This is a genomic window from Stenotrophomonas sp. CASM101 (assembly GCF_049384845.1).
Taxonomy (GTDB): Bacteria; Pseudomonadota; Gammaproteobacteria; order Xanthomonadales; family Xanthomonadaceae; genus Stenotrophomonas; species Stenotrophomonas hibiscicola.
Map to the genome: position 1 here is coordinate 302,155 of NZ_JBMRFR010000002.1, position 13,558 is coordinate 315,712.

Sequence of the window (13,558 nt, forward strand, 5' to 3'; positions counted from 1 at the left end):
TCGACTGACAGTCGACTCTACCGAAGCGCATTTTCGTGGCCTGACCGAAGGGCAGCCGACCAGCGGTCGGCTCTACCACGGGCGATGTCTGCGCGCCGGCGGGCCGCTCAACTGGACGTTCCGTCATTCTCGCTGTCGAAGGCGTTCCGCAAGCGGCTGGGGGCCAGGCTGGGCAGACGCGCGAGCGGTAGAGTCGACTGTCAGTCGACTATCGCGCGAAGCGCGGGGTTTCGTTGTCTGAGCGAAGAGCAGTCGACTGACAGTCGACTCTACAAGTGCGGTGATCCGTCAGACTTCGCCAACAGCCCGGCGATGCGCTCGGCAACACGGGCGCGCACGCCTGCATCCAGCTGGCCCTGGTACATCGCCTCGTAGATCCACAGGCCATCGGCGGCCAGCCGCGCCACGAAATTGTCGAGCGCTGCGCTGTCTTCCGCTGTACCCGCCTCCGGCGGCAGCGGTGCCCAGCGACGCACCGCCGGTCCCCACGGGCGCTCTTCGGCGTCCGGGTCGGCCGATTCGAGCATGAACATCAGCTCGGCACGGGTGGCGCTCTGGGCTGACACGCGCACGAAGGTCTGGTAACGCTCCAACGCAGTGGCCTGCTCGGCGGTCTTGCCCAGCAATGCTTCCATCGACGTCTCCCAGGCCTGTACCAGGTGTTCGTCGATCCCCCGCAGCAGCGCCTCGCGCGACGGGAAGTGATACAGCAGGCCACCACGTGTCAGCTGGGCCTCGGCCGCCACCGACTCGAAGGTCACCGCGCGCACGCCGTCACGATTGATCACGTTGACGGCGGCGTCGAGGATGCGATCGCGCTTGCTGGTTCTCATCGCTTCATTTTACGCGATCGGCCGCGCCCTCGCGGCTGCCGACGCGGCCGCGCAGCAGGCGCGCGATGATCGCCGCACCCAGCGCCAGCACCGCCGTGATCACCAGCAGCACGATCTGGTAGCCACGGTCATACGCGGCCGCAGCCTGTGCGAACCACTCGCCCTGCCCGCTCTCGCGCGCGGCATGCAGCGCCTGGGTGAAACCCTCGCGGGCAAGCGCGGGCATATCGGCCGAGACCGGCAGGAACGCGCTGTACATTGCGGCACTCAGGCTGCCCAGCATCGCCACCGCCAGCAGGCCACCGAACTCATAGGACACTTCTTCCACCGACGAGGCCATGCCCGCACGGTGCGCCGGCACGTTGTTGAGGATGGCGGTGGACGCCACCGAGATGGCCGAACCCATACCGAAGCCGGTGATGGCCATGCCAGCCACCACCCAACCAAGGCCGTGCGGGAAACCGAACGCCACCACGCCGACGCCCAGTGCACCTCCGGCCAGGCCACCACAGATCAGCGGGCGCAGGCCAACCCGGTGCAGGATGCTGCCGCCGAGCAGCGCACTGGGCAGGCTGCCCAGTGCCGCCACCGACACCAGCAGGCCCGCCTGCAGCGGCGTGAAACCTGCCACCAGCTGGAAGCGCTGCGTGGTGACCAACTGCAGGCCGGCCATCGCGAACAGGGTGAACACCGCCGACAGCGTGCCGGCCAGGAACGCCGGATTACGGAAGATCGCAAAGTCCAGCAGCGGGTACGGCAGCTGCTGCTGGCGGCGCGCGAACGCCGCACCGCTGATGACGGCCAACACCAGCGCGCCTGCGCCCAGCGCATAGGAGGGCGGCGTGGCGATCAGCGACTTGATCGCCAGCACCAGGCCGGACAGTGCAGCCAATGCCAGCACTGACGACACCAGGTCCCATGGCCGCGAGGTGTCGCGCCGTCCTTCCGGCGCCAGCAACAGCGTGGCCACGAACGCGACCACCACCACCGGCACGTTGATCAGGAACACCGAGCCCCACCAGAAGTGCTGCAGCAGCCAGCCGCCAATGATCGGTCCGAGCGCCGCGCCGACGATGGCCACCGAACCCCAGATCGCGATGGCGATGTTGCGTTCGCGCTCTTCGTGGAAGCTCAGGCCGATCAGCGCCAACGTGGCCGGCATCATCGCTGCGGCACCGACCGCCAGGAACGCGCGTGCGGCAATCAGCTGCGCTGCGCTGTCGGCGAACGCCGCTGCCAGCGAGGCGACGCCGAACATCACCAGGCCGATCAGGAACATGCGCCGGTGACCGATGCGGTCGCCCAGCGTGCCCGCACCCAGCAGCAGGCCGGCCATCACCAGCGGATAGGCGTTGATGATCCACAGCGCTTGGCCGGCACTGGCCGAGAGTTCCTCGGTCAGGGTGGGCAGCGCGGTGTAGAGCACGGAGTTGTCGAGCGTGACCAGCAGCAGGCCAGCGGCGACGGTGAACAACAGTGCCCAGCGACGGGCACGCGACAGGGCCGGCGCACCGGCCAAGGGCTGGGACAAAGCCATGGGAGAACCTGATCGGGGGTGGAATACGGCCATAACTATACAGGATGTCCTGTATAGTTATCAAACAGCACCACCAATTCAGATTGGGGCCCGGGCAATGTTCATGTTGTCGTGCCCCTCATGCCGGGTCGTGCCCGGTGTCAGGGATCATCACCGGCAATCTTCCGGCAGTGCGGCAATCGCCGATACCACCGCCGCCTGCATGCCCTTCCCCACGGCCATGTCCAGTTCCCCGCCAGTTCCCCCATGCTGGCGCCGCAGCTCGTCCTCGCACAGGCCGCGCACCCGCGCACGGGCATTCGCGCGCAGGCTGCTGCACCGCCAGTCGGCGCCACCCAGCGGCAGCACCGAATACACCACGCTGTTGCAGGCGTTGCCGGCACGCTGCTGCAGCGACAGTCCACCAAAATCCCGCGGTTCGCTGCTGCGTTGCGGGTCGAAGTAGCTGTCCGGAAACGTGCGCGCATACTGTTCGATGTCCACGGCCATGCTGCGCCCACCGGCCAACGGCATCTGCAGCGGCTGCCCGCACGGCGTCGCATCGGCGCGGTGCTGGATGTACTGGTAGATCGGCCGGTCCAGCGATGGGTCCTGCTGGGTCACCGCGCTGACTGCCGCCAGCACCGGCAGCGATGCACGATTGGCCATGCGTGCCAGCAGCCCCGCCTGCGCCGGCTGGCAGCGGTCGCGTAATGTTGCTGCGAGCAGGAAGAGCACGTCGTTGCGAAACGCGGGGTCATCACCCAGACGCTGTTCGATGCGTTGGCTGGCGTCGGAAGAAGGCGCCGGAAACGCGACCGCCGGTGGCGCGATGGGGGCGCGCTGCCGCTGCCACCACACCAGCAGCACCACCGCGCCCAGCAGCACCGCGGTAGCCATGAGCCATCGCCTGCGCATCAGTTGCGGATCGCCGTCAGCGTGGCTGCCGCGGCATCGTAGGACGCGCTGGCGATGTCCGCGTCGAAACGCTTCACCTGCAGGCGGCCGGCAAGCCGGTACGGATCCCACAGATCGCCCAGCGCGATCGGTGTCGCCAGGGTCACGTGGATGATCTGGTTGGGTGGCGGCGGCGGCACATGGATGCACGCGCCGTAGAACGGCACGAACAGCAGTTCATCGACCAGGCCGGCATCGTTGGTGCCGAGCGGCACCACGTAGCCATCCAGATCCACCGCGCGACCGTCGACAGCGTCGACCACGCGCGAGGAGCCGAACTGCTTGGCCCGGTCCGGGCTGGAATGGTCGATCTCCAGCCCCGGTGGCGTGCCCGAGCCGGTGTCGTCGATCAGGCCACCCACGCCCTCCATGCCATTGCGTGACAGGCCGATCTGGGGGGGTGGGCGCTGGTAGGTCACTTCGTCGGGTCGCAACGCGTCCCAACGGTCGATGGGGGCTTCGGCCGTGGCGGAGGGCGCCGGCTTGTCCTGCGGCGTGACCACCACGGCATCGCCGCCCGGCGCCGTACAGCCTGCCAACCACAGGCATCCCACCGCCAGCAACAGGTGACTACGGTTCATAGGGCCTCAGCTGTGCGTCACGCATGGTGTAGGCCGAACCGGCCAGATCGTCATCCAACCGTTCGGCGCGCAGGGTGCCTGCCAGGAAGAACGGTGAGTACATGTCCGGCATCTCGATCGGGCGCGGCAGCACTACGTGCACGATCTGGTTCGGTGGCGGTGGTGGCACGTGGATGCAGGCGCCGTAGTACGGCACGAACAGGAATTCGGTCAGCCGCCCGTCCTGCGCGTTGGCCAGTGGCACCACGTAACCCGGCAGGCGCACCGGCCGCTGCAGGACCGTGTCCACCGTGCGGAAGGTACCGAACTGCGGCATGCGCCGGCTGCCGTTGTGCTCGACCTCCGGGCCCTCGCCCCGCTCCAGCGCGGCCAGCTCGTCCTTGGGCATCATCTGCAACCAGTCCAGCTCCTGCTCCACAGCGCCTGCAGGGTCATCGCGGTCGACGACCGGCGAGGGTGGCAAGGCCTGTACGCCGGTATCCACCGGCCGCTCACAGGCGGCCAGCGCCAGCACCATTGCCACTACCCGCATCCATCGCATGCTCAGCCTCCCGGTGAAAGGCCATCGGCCAAGGTGCGCCGGTAAGCGAGCAACGCCGGGACCAGCCCGGCTACGGCGCTGATCAGCAGCACGCCCGCAGCCCATGCCAGTTCACGGCCATCCGGCCAGACATGGGTGATCGACAGACCGAAGGTGGCCAGTACCCAGCCGCGCCCGGCAATGCTGGCGACCACCAGCAGCGACAGGGCCAGCACGCACGCCACCGCACTGGTCGCCACCGCCTCCACCACCAGCAGGCCAGCGATGTAACCCGGTCGCGCGCCGGTGGCACGCAGGATGGCCATCTCACGCCGCCGCTCCTGCAGGGTGGAGACCAGCAGCGCCACCAGCGAGGCCATGCCCAGCAGTACCACCATCGCACTGATCAGCTGCAACGCCCGCTCGGCGGTGCCCAGTGACTGCCACAGCTGCTGCAGGGTCACGCCGGGCAGGATCGCCAGCATCGCCTCGTCCGGATACTCGTTGATCCTGCGCTGTACCGAGAACGTGGAGATGCGCGAGTTCAGGCCGAGCATGAAGGCGGTGATGCTGGTCGGGGTCAGGTCCAGGTGGCGCGCCTGCTCGGCGCTGACGCTCTGGCTGCGCAGCTGCACGCCCGATCGCCAGTCAACATGGATCGCCTCGATGGCCGGCAGCGAGACCAGCAGCGACGAATCCACCGGCGTGCCGGTGCGCTGCAGGATGCCGGCAACGCGGAACGGCTTGTCGGCATGCGTGGCCAGCGTGACCGCGCCGGTGCCGTGCGCCAGCACGATCTCGTCGCCGAGGCCGACCTTCTGCTCGCGAGCCACCTCCGCGCCGATCACCGCGTCATACAGATCATCGAAGGGCCGCCCCTGTGCAAAGGCCAGCGCGTGGCCGGAACCATAACGATAGTGTTCAAAGTAGCCGCCAGTGGTACCCACTACCCGGTAGCCGCGCCAGGAATCGCCCAGCGACAGCGGCACCGACCACTTCACCTGCGGCAATGCAGACAGCTCCTGGTAGGACTGCCAGGACACGTTGTTGGTCGGGTCGCCGATATGGAACACCGAGTACAGCAGCAGGTTCACAGGTCCCGAGCGCGCACCGACGATCAGATCGGTGCCCGATACGGTGCTGGCAAACCCCTCGTGCGCCTGCGTGCGTACACGCTCGACGCCCAGCAGCAGCACCACGCTGAGGGTGATGACCAGCACGGTCAGGCCCACGCTCAACGCGCGGCTGCGCAGGCTGGCCCAGGCAAGCTCAAGCATGGCCGGCACCTGCCTGGTTGATCTCGGACAGTGAAATGGTGCGGTCGAACAACGGCTGCAGGCTGCCGTCATGGCTGACCACCAGCACCGTGGTGCCGGCCGCCTGGCACTGCGCGGACATCAGCTGCAGGAAGGCGGCCGCCGCTTCGCGGTCGAGCGCCGAGGTGGGCTCATCGGCCAGCAGCAACGTCGGACGGCCGATCAGGGCGCGCGCTGCCGCCACGCGTTGTTGCTGGCCAACACTGAGCGTACCCGCCCGCCGCTGCATCAGCTCAGGATTGAGCTGCAGGGCCTGCAGCAGGCGGGCGATCTCGGCATCCAGCGGCCCGCTGATGCGTGCGCTGCGCAGGCGCGAGAAGCGCAGGCCCAGCGCGATGTTGTCGCGCACGGTGAGGAACGGCAGCAGATTGAACTGCTGGAAGATCACGCCCAGCTGGTCGGCACGGAAACGATCCCGCGCCGCAGCACCCACGTCCTGCAGTGCGTGGCCGGCCACCTCGACACGGCCCTTGCCGGGCAGCAGCACGCCCGCCAGCAGGCCCAGCAGGGTGCTTTTGCCGCCACCGCTGATTCCGCGCAGCAACACGCTGCTGCCCTGCTCGACCCACAACCGCGGGATGTCCAGCACCAGCCGCGTGCCGTAGCCGAACTGCACGTCTTCCAGCGAGATCACCGGTGCCGCGCTCACGGTGCCAGCACCACGCGCAGGTTGTCGGGCGTCAGCACACTGCGGTTCTGGCCATTGGCGGTTGCACTGTTGACGATGACTTCGTGCAGGCCCGGGAACAGCACGGGCAAGCGCACGACGATCGCCCGCAGCTCGGCAGGTTTGGCACAGTGGTACTGCAGCGTTGCGCTGAAACCTGCGTGCCGGTGCTGTCCCGGCGGCGGCGCGGCGGCCGTCGCGTCGAAACCCTCTGCATCGGCTTTACCGGTGGCCAGACGGCACTCTGCAGCGGTGGGCAAGGTGACCCAGTTGCCGCCCTTCAGCAATGACGTCGCCCGTGCCAGCGCGGCCTGCTCGGCTGCATTGGCCGGCGGCCGCTCGTAATCGAGGATGCCGATGCCGGGGGCCTGAAGGGCGAATTCCAGGGTTTGCTGGTCAAGCGCAACATCCACTGTTGCCTGGCCATGCACGTGCGGTGCGTGCTGGCGGATGTCATGGGCCTGTGCGGCGCTGGCAGCCAGCAGCAGGAATAGAACAGCAGGAAGCTTCATGGGGGGAGTCTCCAATTGTTACTATGTAACATTATGGACCATATCCCCACGACGCCCGCAAGGGCCCTGGCCCAGCCGCCAACTTCGGCACGCTGGCACCCCCGCTTCGATCTTGCCGGTGCCTGGCTGTCCCTGGCCTGCGCCGCCCACTGCATCGCCCTGCCCCTGCTGCTGGCCTTCGTGCCGGCAGCGATGATGGCGCTGCGCTCGTTCCAGCATCCCGGCCATGGCGCGATGACATTGCTGCTGATGATGTCGCGCTGGGAGTGGCTGTTCGCGCTGCTGGCCTCCTCGCTGGCCTTGGCGAGCACCTCGGCCGGGGTGCACCGGCATCGGCGCTGGCGGCCTGTGCAGCTGGCCTGCGCCGGCGCCATCCTGCTGCTGTCGGCCTCTCTGTATCTCCCGCTGAAGGAATCGCTGCTCTGGCATGGCGTAGTGACAGCCAGTGGTGGCGCGCTGCTGGCGTTCGCTCACATCGGCAATCGGCGCGCGCTGCGCAACCGCTAACACCGGCCGCAGGTCGGTTGGAACACGCCATCCACGCATGGCGTGGATCTACCGATGCGCTCGACGCAGCCAACGGTAGTGCCAGGCCGCTGGCCGGCAGCTGCGGTGATCCGGCAGGTGGGGAAAGCCGGCCAGCGGCCGGCTCTACCCTTCTCTATTCGTCGAACGGTCGCTGTCCCAGCGTCTGCGTCACGTGGTCGACGAAGCACGTGATGCGCGCGGCCAGCGCGGTGTTGCGGTAGTACACCGCATTGATCGGCTGCCGCACCTCCTGCGTCTGCTTGGCCAACAGCTGCACCAGGCGGCCCTCACGCCGATCCTGGCGGGTCAGGAAATCAGACAGGCAGGCGATGCCCAGCCCGGCCACCGCCATCTGCCGCAGCGTCTCGCCACTGGATGAAGCGATCGCCGGCGCGATCACGAAAGGCCCGCCATCGGCATCGTGCAGCGGCCACTCGTTCAATGAACTGGGCTGGGTAAATCCCAGCAGATCGTGCTTGCGCAGCTGCTCCACGCGTGTCGGCGTGCCATGCCGTCGCAGGTACTCGGGACTGGCGACGACGCGGATGCGGCTGTGGCCGATCGGCCGCGCATGCAGGGTGGAATCGCGCAGCACGCCGATGCGGAACGCCACGTCGGTGCGCTTCTCGATCAGGTCGGTGATGCCCTCGTTGGAATTCAGCTCCAGCTCGACCTGCGGGTAGCGCTCGCGGAAGCCCTCCAGCAACGGCACGATCACATGCAGCATGAACGGCGTGGCGGCGTCCACGCGCAGGCGCCCGACCGGCTGCAGCCGCCGCGCGGCCATCTGTTCCTCGGCCTCGTCCACCGTGGCCAGGATCGTGCGCGCGTACTCCAGGAACGCCGCGCCTTCCTCGGTCAGCTCCAGCCGCCGCGTGGTCCGCCGCAGCAGCGTGGTCTGCAGCTTGTCTTCCAGCCGCGCCAGGGTGCGGCTGGTGGCCGAGATGGTCAGTTCCAGCGCCTCGGCCGCCGCCGTGATCGAACCACTGTCGACCACGGCCACGAAGGCCTTCAGCTCATCCAGGGTGGTTTTCATTTTTTACCTCGGCGCAAAAGCGCTTCCCGTATACACAGCTTAATCAACAAATGTAAAGCGCCCACACTTCGCCCTGTCCCGAGCCCACCGGCTCTCAACGAAGTCCCTGGAGTCCATCATGAGCCTTCCTTCCTTTGGCGTCGGCACCTTCCGCCTGACCGGCCAGACCGTCATCGACTCGGTGCGCAACGCCCTTGAGGTCGGCTACCGTGCGATCGATACCGCGCAGATCTATGGCAACGAAGCCGAAGTCGGCCAGGCCATCGCCGAATCCGGCGTCCCACGCGACCAGCTGTTCCTGACCACCAAGATCTGGGTGGACAACTACGCCGCCGACAAGCTGATCCCGAGCCTGCGCGACAGCCTGGCCAAGCTGCGCACCGACTATGTCGACCTGCTGCTGATCCACTGGCCGGCGCCGGGCAATGGCGTTGAACTGCGCGAATCCATGACCGCGCTGGCCGACGCCAAGACGCTGGGCCTGACCCGCCAGATCGGTGTGTCCAACTTCAACATCGAGCTGACCCGGCAGGCCATCGAGGTGGTCGGTGCCGGCGAGATCGCCACCAACCAGATCGAACTGAGCCCCTACCTGCAGAACCCGGCACTGACCACCTTCCTGCAGGACCAGGGCATCACCGTGACCTCCTACATGACCCTGGCCTACGGCAAGGTGCTGAAGGATCCGGTGCTGGCCGCCATCGCCGGCAAGCACCAGGCCACCGTGGCCCAGGTTGCGCTGGCGTGGGCGCTGCAGCGGGGTTACTCGGTCATCCCGTCCTCGACCAAGCGCGAGAACCTGGCCAGCAACCTGCTCGCCCAGGACCTGCGCCTGGATGCCGATGACATGGCCGCGATCGCCGCGCTTGACCGCAACGGCCGCGAAGTCGATCCGCCGGGCCTGGCCCCGGCCTGGGACTGAGGAGCCTCGCCATGGGCAGTGCGTTGGCGCGGCTGCAGGCCGGTGGTTTCAGCATCGGCATCGAAGCACCGCTGGACAATGACTGGACGCCGCTGGGCGAACAGGCACGACGCGCCGCGCGACGCCTGCCCGGCGAACCGGACCTGCAGCGCCATGCAGAACTGGCACGCTTGGCCGACCGCCTCGGCTTCCGTGCGCTGTGGGTGCGCGACGTACCGGTGTACGACCCAGCCTTCGGCGATGCGGCGCAGGTGTTCGAGGTATTCAGTTACCTCGGCTACCTGGCCGGCATCACCTATGACATCCTGCTGGGCACCGGTGCGGTGGTGCTGCCGATCCGTGAGCCGTTGCTGACCGTGAAGTCGGCGCGCAGCGTGCAGCGGCTGAGCGGAGACCGCCTGCTGCTGGGCGTAGCCAGTGGCGACCGCCCGGTGGAGTACCCGCTGTTCGGCCGCGATTTCGACACGCGGGGCAGCCGCTTCCGCGAGCAGATCGCATTGCTGCGCGAAGGCGCCGCCGCGCACCTGCCGCAGGGCTTGGACGTGCTGCCTGCGGTTGGCCCGGCCCTGCCGTTGTTCGTGGCCGGCCTGGCCCAGCAGCAACCGGCGTGGATCGGCCAGCACATGGATGGCTGCCTGGCCTACCCGGGCACGCCACAGGACCATGCGCAGCGCGTGGCGGCCTGGCGCGCCGTGGCCGGCAACAAGCCGTATGCCAGCTTCATCCACCTGGACCTGGTGGCCGATGCCGATGCCCCGCTGCAGCGCTGGCGCTTTGGGCTGCGCGGCGGCCGCAAGGCCCTGCTGGCCGAGCTGCACGCCATGCAGGCGGCCGGTGTCGACCACATCGGCCTGCAGTTCCGCCGCAACGAACGGCCGTTGGCCGAGACCTTCCACGAGATCGCCGAGTACGTGCTGCCGCACTTCCCGGCCCATGCCGACGCCGCTGCGCCGCATGCCCCGCTTGCCGCCCCCGCGACGGCCTGACAGTTACCGGAGCTTTGCCATGAAGATCAAGACCCTGGCCGCGCTTGCGCTGGCCACCCTGCCGCTGTCCTTCCAGGCCACCGCCGAGGACTGGTACCCCTCTGCCTACGGCGCCAACGACGAGATCGGCGCCGCCAACCTGCTCACCACGGACGTGGTCAAGCACGCGGTATCGCTGGTCAGGACCGGCAAGACCTATCCGCTGGCGGTGCCGGTGGACAAGAACCTGCCCGCGTTCCGCCACCGCAGCTTCCGCCTGTACAACGTGCAGGTCGGCCAGCAGGCCGGCACGTCGCTGGGCCCCAACAAGTTCACCTTCAACGATGAACTGGTGAACGCCTGGACCGGCGTTGGCACCCAGCTCAACGGCATCGGCCATATCGGCATCGACAACGTCTACTACAACGGCAGCAAGGCCGCCGACTTCGTCACCGTGGACGGCGTGCGCAAGCTCGGCGTCGAGAAGGTACCGCCGATGGTCACCCGCGGCGTCGTGCTGGACATGACCGCGTACTACGGCAAGGCGATCGTGCCCGGCGGCACCGAGTTCACCGTGGCAGACATCCAGGCCGTGCTGAAGAAGCAGGGCCTGAGCCTGCGCAAGGGCGACGTGGTGCTGTTCAACACCGGCTGGCTGGAACTGATCGGCAAGGACAACACGCAGTTCCTCGAAGTGGAGCCGGGTATCGGCATGGAGGCCGCGAAGTGGCTGGCCGACCAGGGCATCGTCGCCTTCGGTGGCGACACCTGGGCCTCGGAGGTCTACCCGAACCCGCACGGTGCCGAGGAGTTCCCGATCAACCAGTACATGCTGGCCAAGCGCGGCATCTACAACCTGGAGCTGATCGACAGCCGTGCGCTGGTGCGCGACAAGGCCTGGGAGTTCCTGTTCGTGCTCGGCCAGCCGCTGTACGTCGGCTCGACCCAGGTCAACATCAACCCGGTGGCGATCCGATGAGCGCCGCCTCCGCCCTGCCCTTGTTCGCCGGCCGTCGCTTCCGCGTCCGCTATGACGGCCTGGCCGCCGACAACGTCTACAGCGCCGATGGCCGCCACGTGCAGTACGCCATCGTCTCCGGCGCCTACGCCGGTGCGCAGGGCGACGCCGCCTGCGAGTGGCAACAGATCAGCGAAGGGGTCTATGCCATTTCGTGGCAGGAAGCCGATGGCGCTACGGTCGTGCATGTCGATGACTTCGTCGGCGGGCGTTCGCTGGCCTGGTTCACCGCCACCGATGGCAGTTTCCATCGCATGCAGGGGCCGTTGGCAGCGCTGTGATGCCGGCCTGCGGCCGACACTACCCCCTGCGGTCGGACAGCTTCGCGTGCCGCTCCGGTAGTGCCGGCCGCTGGCCGGCAACCCCGGTCTGCTCGAACACCCCGGCCACCCAGTCGATGAACACCCGCAAGCGCGGCGACGGCGTGCGGTTGCGCGGGTAGACCAGGCTCAACGGGCTTGGGGTCGGCGGCGCGTCCGGCAACAGCTCCACCAGCTGCCCGCGCGCGATATACGGGTCCATCCGGTAGCGCGGAGCCTGGATGATGCCCAGGCCCGCCAGCGCGGCGCCGAGGAACGCATCCGCACCGGACACACGCACCCGCGCCGGCAGCGGCACGTAGCGCACCTGCCCGCCCTGCTGGAACTCCAGCGGAATCAGCTGGCCGGTGGCGCTGGAGCGATAGCCGACCATCTGGTGGCCGTCCTGCAGGGCATCGATGCTGCCCGGCGCGCCCCTGACCTGCAAATAGCTTGGCGAGGCCACCGTCACCTCGCGCAGCATCGTCAACCGGCGCGCCGCCAGATCGCTATCGGCCAGCGTCCCCACCCGCAACGCCGCATCCACGCCTTCGCGCAGCAGATCGACATAGCGGTCGCCTTCACTGACGTCCAGCTCGATCTCCGGATAGCGCTGCAGGAATTCCGGCAGGTGCGGAAACAGCAGGTGCCGGCCCAGCGTGCCATGCACTTCAATGCGCAAGGGGCCGCGCGGCGGCGCGTCACGGAAGGCGGCCTCGGCATCGTCCATGTCGGCGATCAGGCGCAGGCAACGGCCATAGAAGGCCTCGCCTTCCAACGTCGGCACCACCAGCCGCGTGGTCCTGTGCAGCAGGCGCACGCCCAGCCGCTGTTCCAGCGCCTTGATCGCGTCGGTCACCGTGGCCCGCGGCAGGCCGAGGTCCTCGGAGGCCCGGGTGAAGCTACGGCGCTCGACGATACGGACGAAGGCGCGCATGGCCGTAAAGCGGTCCATTGTTCGGCTATCCGGATGATGTTGGCGGATTATGCAGGATTATCCGAACGTGCGATGGCGCGAACATGGCCCTGCGCCGCTCCGGCGCGCCCCAGTGGAAGCCACCATGACCCTCTCCCCCGCCCGCTCTGTCGCTCTGGTCACCGGCGGCTCCCGTGGCATCGGCGCGGCCATCTCCCGCCGCCTGGCCGCCGATGACCACGCGGTCGCGATCAACTATGCGGGCCGCCGCGACGACGCCGAAGCCTTGGCGGCCGAACTCAACGCAGCCGGCGCGCAGGCCATCGCGCTGCAGGCCGATGTGGCCGATCCGCAGGCGGTCTACCAGCTGTTCAACGCCATCGAGGCCCGTTTCGGCGGCATCGACGTGGTGGTCAACAGCGCCGGCGTATTGCAGCTGGCGCCGCTCGCCGACACCGACGACGCCCTGTTCGAGCGGGTGATCGGCATCAACCTCAAGGGCGCCTTCAACGTGCTGCGCGAAAGCGCGCGACGGGTGCGCGACGGCGGGCGCATCATCACGCTGTCCACCAGCGTGGTCGGGACCCGGCTGGAGAACTACAGCGTGTATGCGGCCAGCAAGTCGGCGGTGGAGACCATGGGCGCGATCCTCAGCAAGGAGCTGCGCGGGCGCAACATCACCGTGAACGCCGTGGCGCCGGGCCCGACCGCCACCGATCTGTTCCTGGATGGGAAATCGCCCGAGCTGATCGAGCGGTTGGCGAAGATGAACCCCCTGGAGCGGCTGGGTACGCCGGAGGACATCGCCGGTGCGGTGGCGTTCCTGGTTGGTGCCGATGGCGGGTGGATCAACGGCCAGGTGCTGCGCGCCAATGGCGGGATGGTGTAGTCCGCACAGGTGGCATCCACGCATGGCGCGACGCCCTTGTAGAGCCGAGCCCATGCTCGGCTGCTCTTCGCGCAAACGCCAGA

At 68.1% G+C, this 13,558-nt stretch carries 16 protein-coding genes; 6 read left to right on the forward strand and 10 right to left on the reverse strand.

Translation table 11 applies throughout. The features are described from left to right. Positions 1-269: 269 nt before the first annotated feature. The 8 genes from VG543_RS05385 to VG543_RS05420 form a co-directional block, all read right to left on the reverse strand. Complete coding sequence (locus VG543_RS05385; RefSeq protein WP_019659818.1) at positions 270-833, reverse strand: TetR/AcrR family transcriptional regulator; 564 nt, start codon at positions 831-833, stop codon at positions 270-272. Positions 834-837: 4 nt separating this feature from the next. Continuing rightward, the gene (locus VG543_RS05390; RefSeq protein ID WP_423177995.1) at positions 838-2,370 is read right to left on the reverse strand and encodes an MFS transporter; all 1,533 of its coding nucleotides are present in this window, start codon (positions 2,368-2,370) and stop codon (positions 838-840) included. Between the two features lie 150 nt (positions 2,371-2,520). Further along, positions 2,521-3,267: a hypothetical protein gene (locus VG543_RS05395; protein WP_423177996.1), complete on the reverse strand. Its 747-nt coding sequence runs from the start codon at positions 3,265-3,267 to the stop codon at positions 2,521-2,523. After that, complete coding sequence (locus tag VG543_RS05400; RefSeq protein ID WP_155029624.1) at positions 3,267-3,887, reverse strand: DUF3299 domain-containing protein; 621 nt, start codon at positions 3,885-3,887, stop codon at positions 3,267-3,269. The genes VG543_RS05395 and VG543_RS05400 overlap by 1 nt, the downstream gene beginning before the upstream one ends. Further along, on the reverse strand, positions 3,877-4,428 hold the full coding sequence (locus tag VG543_RS05405; RefSeq protein WP_111098515.1) for a DUF3299 domain-containing protein: 552 nt from the start codon (positions 4,426-4,428) through the stop codon (positions 3,877-3,879). The genes VG543_RS05400 and VG543_RS05405 overlap by 11 nt, the downstream gene beginning before the upstream one ends. 2 nt (positions 4,429-4,430) lie before the next feature. After that, positions 4,431-5,684, reverse strand: a complete 1,254-nt coding sequence (locus VG543_RS05410) for an ABC transporter permease (RefSeq protein ID WP_423177999.1) — start codon at positions 5,682-5,684, stop codon at positions 4,431-4,433. After that, entirely contained in the window at positions 5,677-6,372 is a 696-nt protein-coding gene (locus VG543_RS05415; RefSeq protein WP_423178000.1) for an ATP-binding cassette domain-containing protein, read from the reverse strand. The genes VG543_RS05410 and VG543_RS05415 overlap by 8 nt, the downstream gene beginning before the upstream one ends. Next, positions 6,369-6,902: a ZrgA family zinc uptake protein gene (locus VG543_RS05420; RefSeq protein ID WP_134729095.1), complete on the reverse strand. Its 534-nt coding sequence runs from the start codon at positions 6,900-6,902 to the stop codon at positions 6,369-6,371. The genes VG543_RS05415 and VG543_RS05420 overlap by 4 nt, the downstream gene beginning before the upstream one ends. Before the next feature lie 33 nt (positions 6,903-6,935). On the opposite strand from VG543_RS05420, the gene VG543_RS05425 reads away from it, so the two are divergent. Continuing rightward, complete coding sequence (locus VG543_RS05425) at positions 6,936-7,409, forward strand: MerC domain-containing protein (protein ID WP_423178002.1); 474 nt, start codon at positions 6,936-6,938, stop codon at positions 7,407-7,409. Between the two features lie 154 nt (positions 7,410-7,563). Here the strand turns inward: VG543_RS05425 and VG543_RS05430 are convergent, their stop codons facing one another. Continuing rightward, positions 7,564-8,466, reverse strand: coding sequence for a LysR substrate-binding domain-containing protein (locus tag VG543_RS05430; RefSeq protein WP_423178003.1), 903 nt, complete (start codon positions 8,464-8,466; stop codon positions 7,564-7,566). Positions 8,467-8,584: 118 nt separating this feature from the next. On the opposite strand from VG543_RS05430, the gene dkgB reads away from it, so the two are divergent. From dkgB to VG543_RS05450, 4 genes are read left to right on the forward strand one after another with little or no spacing between them, the layout of a single operon-like run. Then, entirely contained in the window at positions 8,585-9,388 is an 804-nt protein-coding gene (gene dkgB / locus VG543_RS05435; protein WP_100445879.1) for a 2,5-didehydrogluconate reductase DkgB, read from the forward strand. Between the two features lie 11 nt (positions 9,389-9,399). Continuing rightward, positions 9,400-10,374 (forward strand): TIGR03571 family LLM class oxidoreductase, encoded by a 975-nt coding sequence (locus VG543_RS05440; protein WP_423178005.1) that lies wholly within the window; start codon positions 9,400-9,402, stop codon positions 10,372-10,374. A 19-nt stretch (positions 10,375-10,393) separates the two neighbouring features. Continuing rightward, the gene (locus tag VG543_RS05445) at positions 10,394-11,332 is read left to right on the forward strand and encodes a cyclase family protein (protein WP_423178007.1); all 939 of its coding nucleotides are present in this window, start codon (positions 10,394-10,396) and stop codon (positions 11,330-11,332) included. Beyond that, on the forward strand, positions 11,329-11,652 hold the full coding sequence (locus tag VG543_RS05450; protein WP_423178008.1) for a MoaF-related domain-containing protein: 324 nt from the start codon (positions 11,329-11,331) through the stop codon (positions 11,650-11,652). The genes VG543_RS05445 and VG543_RS05450 overlap by 4 nt, the downstream gene beginning before the upstream one ends. Before the next feature lie 19 nt (positions 11,653-11,671). Here VG543_RS05450 and VG543_RS05455 read toward each other — a convergent pair whose 3' ends face one another. Beyond that, positions 11,672-12,625, reverse strand: coding sequence for a LysR family transcriptional regulator (locus tag VG543_RS05455; protein ID WP_423178009.1), 954 nt, complete (start codon positions 12,623-12,625; stop codon positions 11,672-11,674). Positions 12,626-12,731: 106 nt separating this feature from the next. On the opposite strand from VG543_RS05455, the gene VG543_RS05460 reads away from it, so the two are divergent. Further along, on the forward strand, positions 12,732-13,475 hold the full coding sequence (locus VG543_RS05460; protein WP_312544709.1) for an SDR family oxidoreductase: 744 nt from the start codon (positions 12,732-12,734) through the stop codon (positions 13,473-13,475). The last annotated feature ends 83 nt before the right edge of the window (positions 13,476-13,558 follow it).

What these genes read in the sequence shown, in the direction of transcription:
- VG543_RS05455 (WP_423178009.1), bottom strand. Translation starts at nt 12,625, where the DNA reads ATGGACCGCTTTACGGCCATGCGCGCCTTCGTCCGTATCGTCGAGCGC.
- VG543_RS05400 (WP_155029624.1), bottom strand. Translation starts at nt 3,887, where the DNA reads ATGAACCGTAGTCACCTGTTGCTGGCGGTGGGATGCCTGTGGTTGGCA.
- VG543_RS05445 (WP_423178007.1), top strand. Translation starts at nt 10,394, where the DNA reads ATGAAGATCAAGACCCTGGCCGCGCTTGCGCTGGCCACCCTGCCGCTG.
- VG543_RS05440 (WP_423178005.1), top strand. Translation starts at nt 9,400, where the DNA reads ATGGGCAGTGCGTTGGCGCGGCTGCAGGCCGGTGGTTTCAGCATCGGC.
- VG543_RS05395 (WP_423177996.1), bottom strand. Translation starts at nt 3,267, where the DNA reads ATGCGCAGGCGATGGCTCATGGCTACCGCGGTGCTGCTGGGCGCGGTG.
- VG543_RS05430 (WP_423178003.1), bottom strand. Translation starts at nt 8,466, where the DNA reads ATGAAAACCACCCTGGATGAGCTGAAGGCCTTCGTGGCCGTGGTCGAC.
- VG543_RS05410 (WP_423177999.1), bottom strand. Translation starts at nt 5,684, where the DNA reads ATGCTTGAGCTTGCCTGGGCCAGCCTGCGCAGCCGCGCGTTGAGCGTG.
- VG543_RS05425 (WP_423178002.1), top strand. Translation starts at nt 6,936, where the DNA reads ATGGACCATATCCCCACGACGCCCGCAAGGGCCCTGGCCCAGCCGCCA.
- VG543_RS05450 (WP_423178008.1), top strand. Translation starts at nt 11,329, where the DNA reads ATGAGCGCCGCCTCCGCCCTGCCCTTGTTCGCCGGCCGTCGCTTCCGC.
- VG543_RS05420 (WP_134729095.1), bottom strand. Translation starts at nt 6,902, where the DNA reads ATGAAGCTTCCTGCTGTTCTATTCCTGCTGCTGGCTGCCAGCGCCGCA.
- dkgB (WP_100445879.1), top strand. Translation starts at nt 8,585, where the DNA reads ATGAGCCTTCCTTCCTTTGGCGTCGGCACCTTCCGCCTGACCGGCCAG.
- VG543_RS05405 (WP_111098515.1), bottom strand. Translation starts at nt 4,428, where the DNA reads ATGCGATGGATGCGGGTAGTGGCAATGGTGCTGGCGCTGGCCGCCTGT.
- VG543_RS05390 (WP_423177995.1), bottom strand. Translation starts at nt 2,370, where the DNA reads ATGGCTTTGTCCCAGCCCTTGGCCGGTGCGCCGGCCCTGTCGCGTGCC.
- VG543_RS05460 (WP_312544709.1), top strand. Translation starts at nt 12,732, where the DNA reads ATGACCCTCTCCCCCGCCCGCTCTGTCGCTCTGGTCACCGGCGGCTCC.
- VG543_RS05385 (WP_019659818.1), bottom strand. Translation starts at nt 833, where the DNA reads ATGAGAACCAGCAAGCGCGATCGCATCCTCGACGCCGCCGTCAACGTG.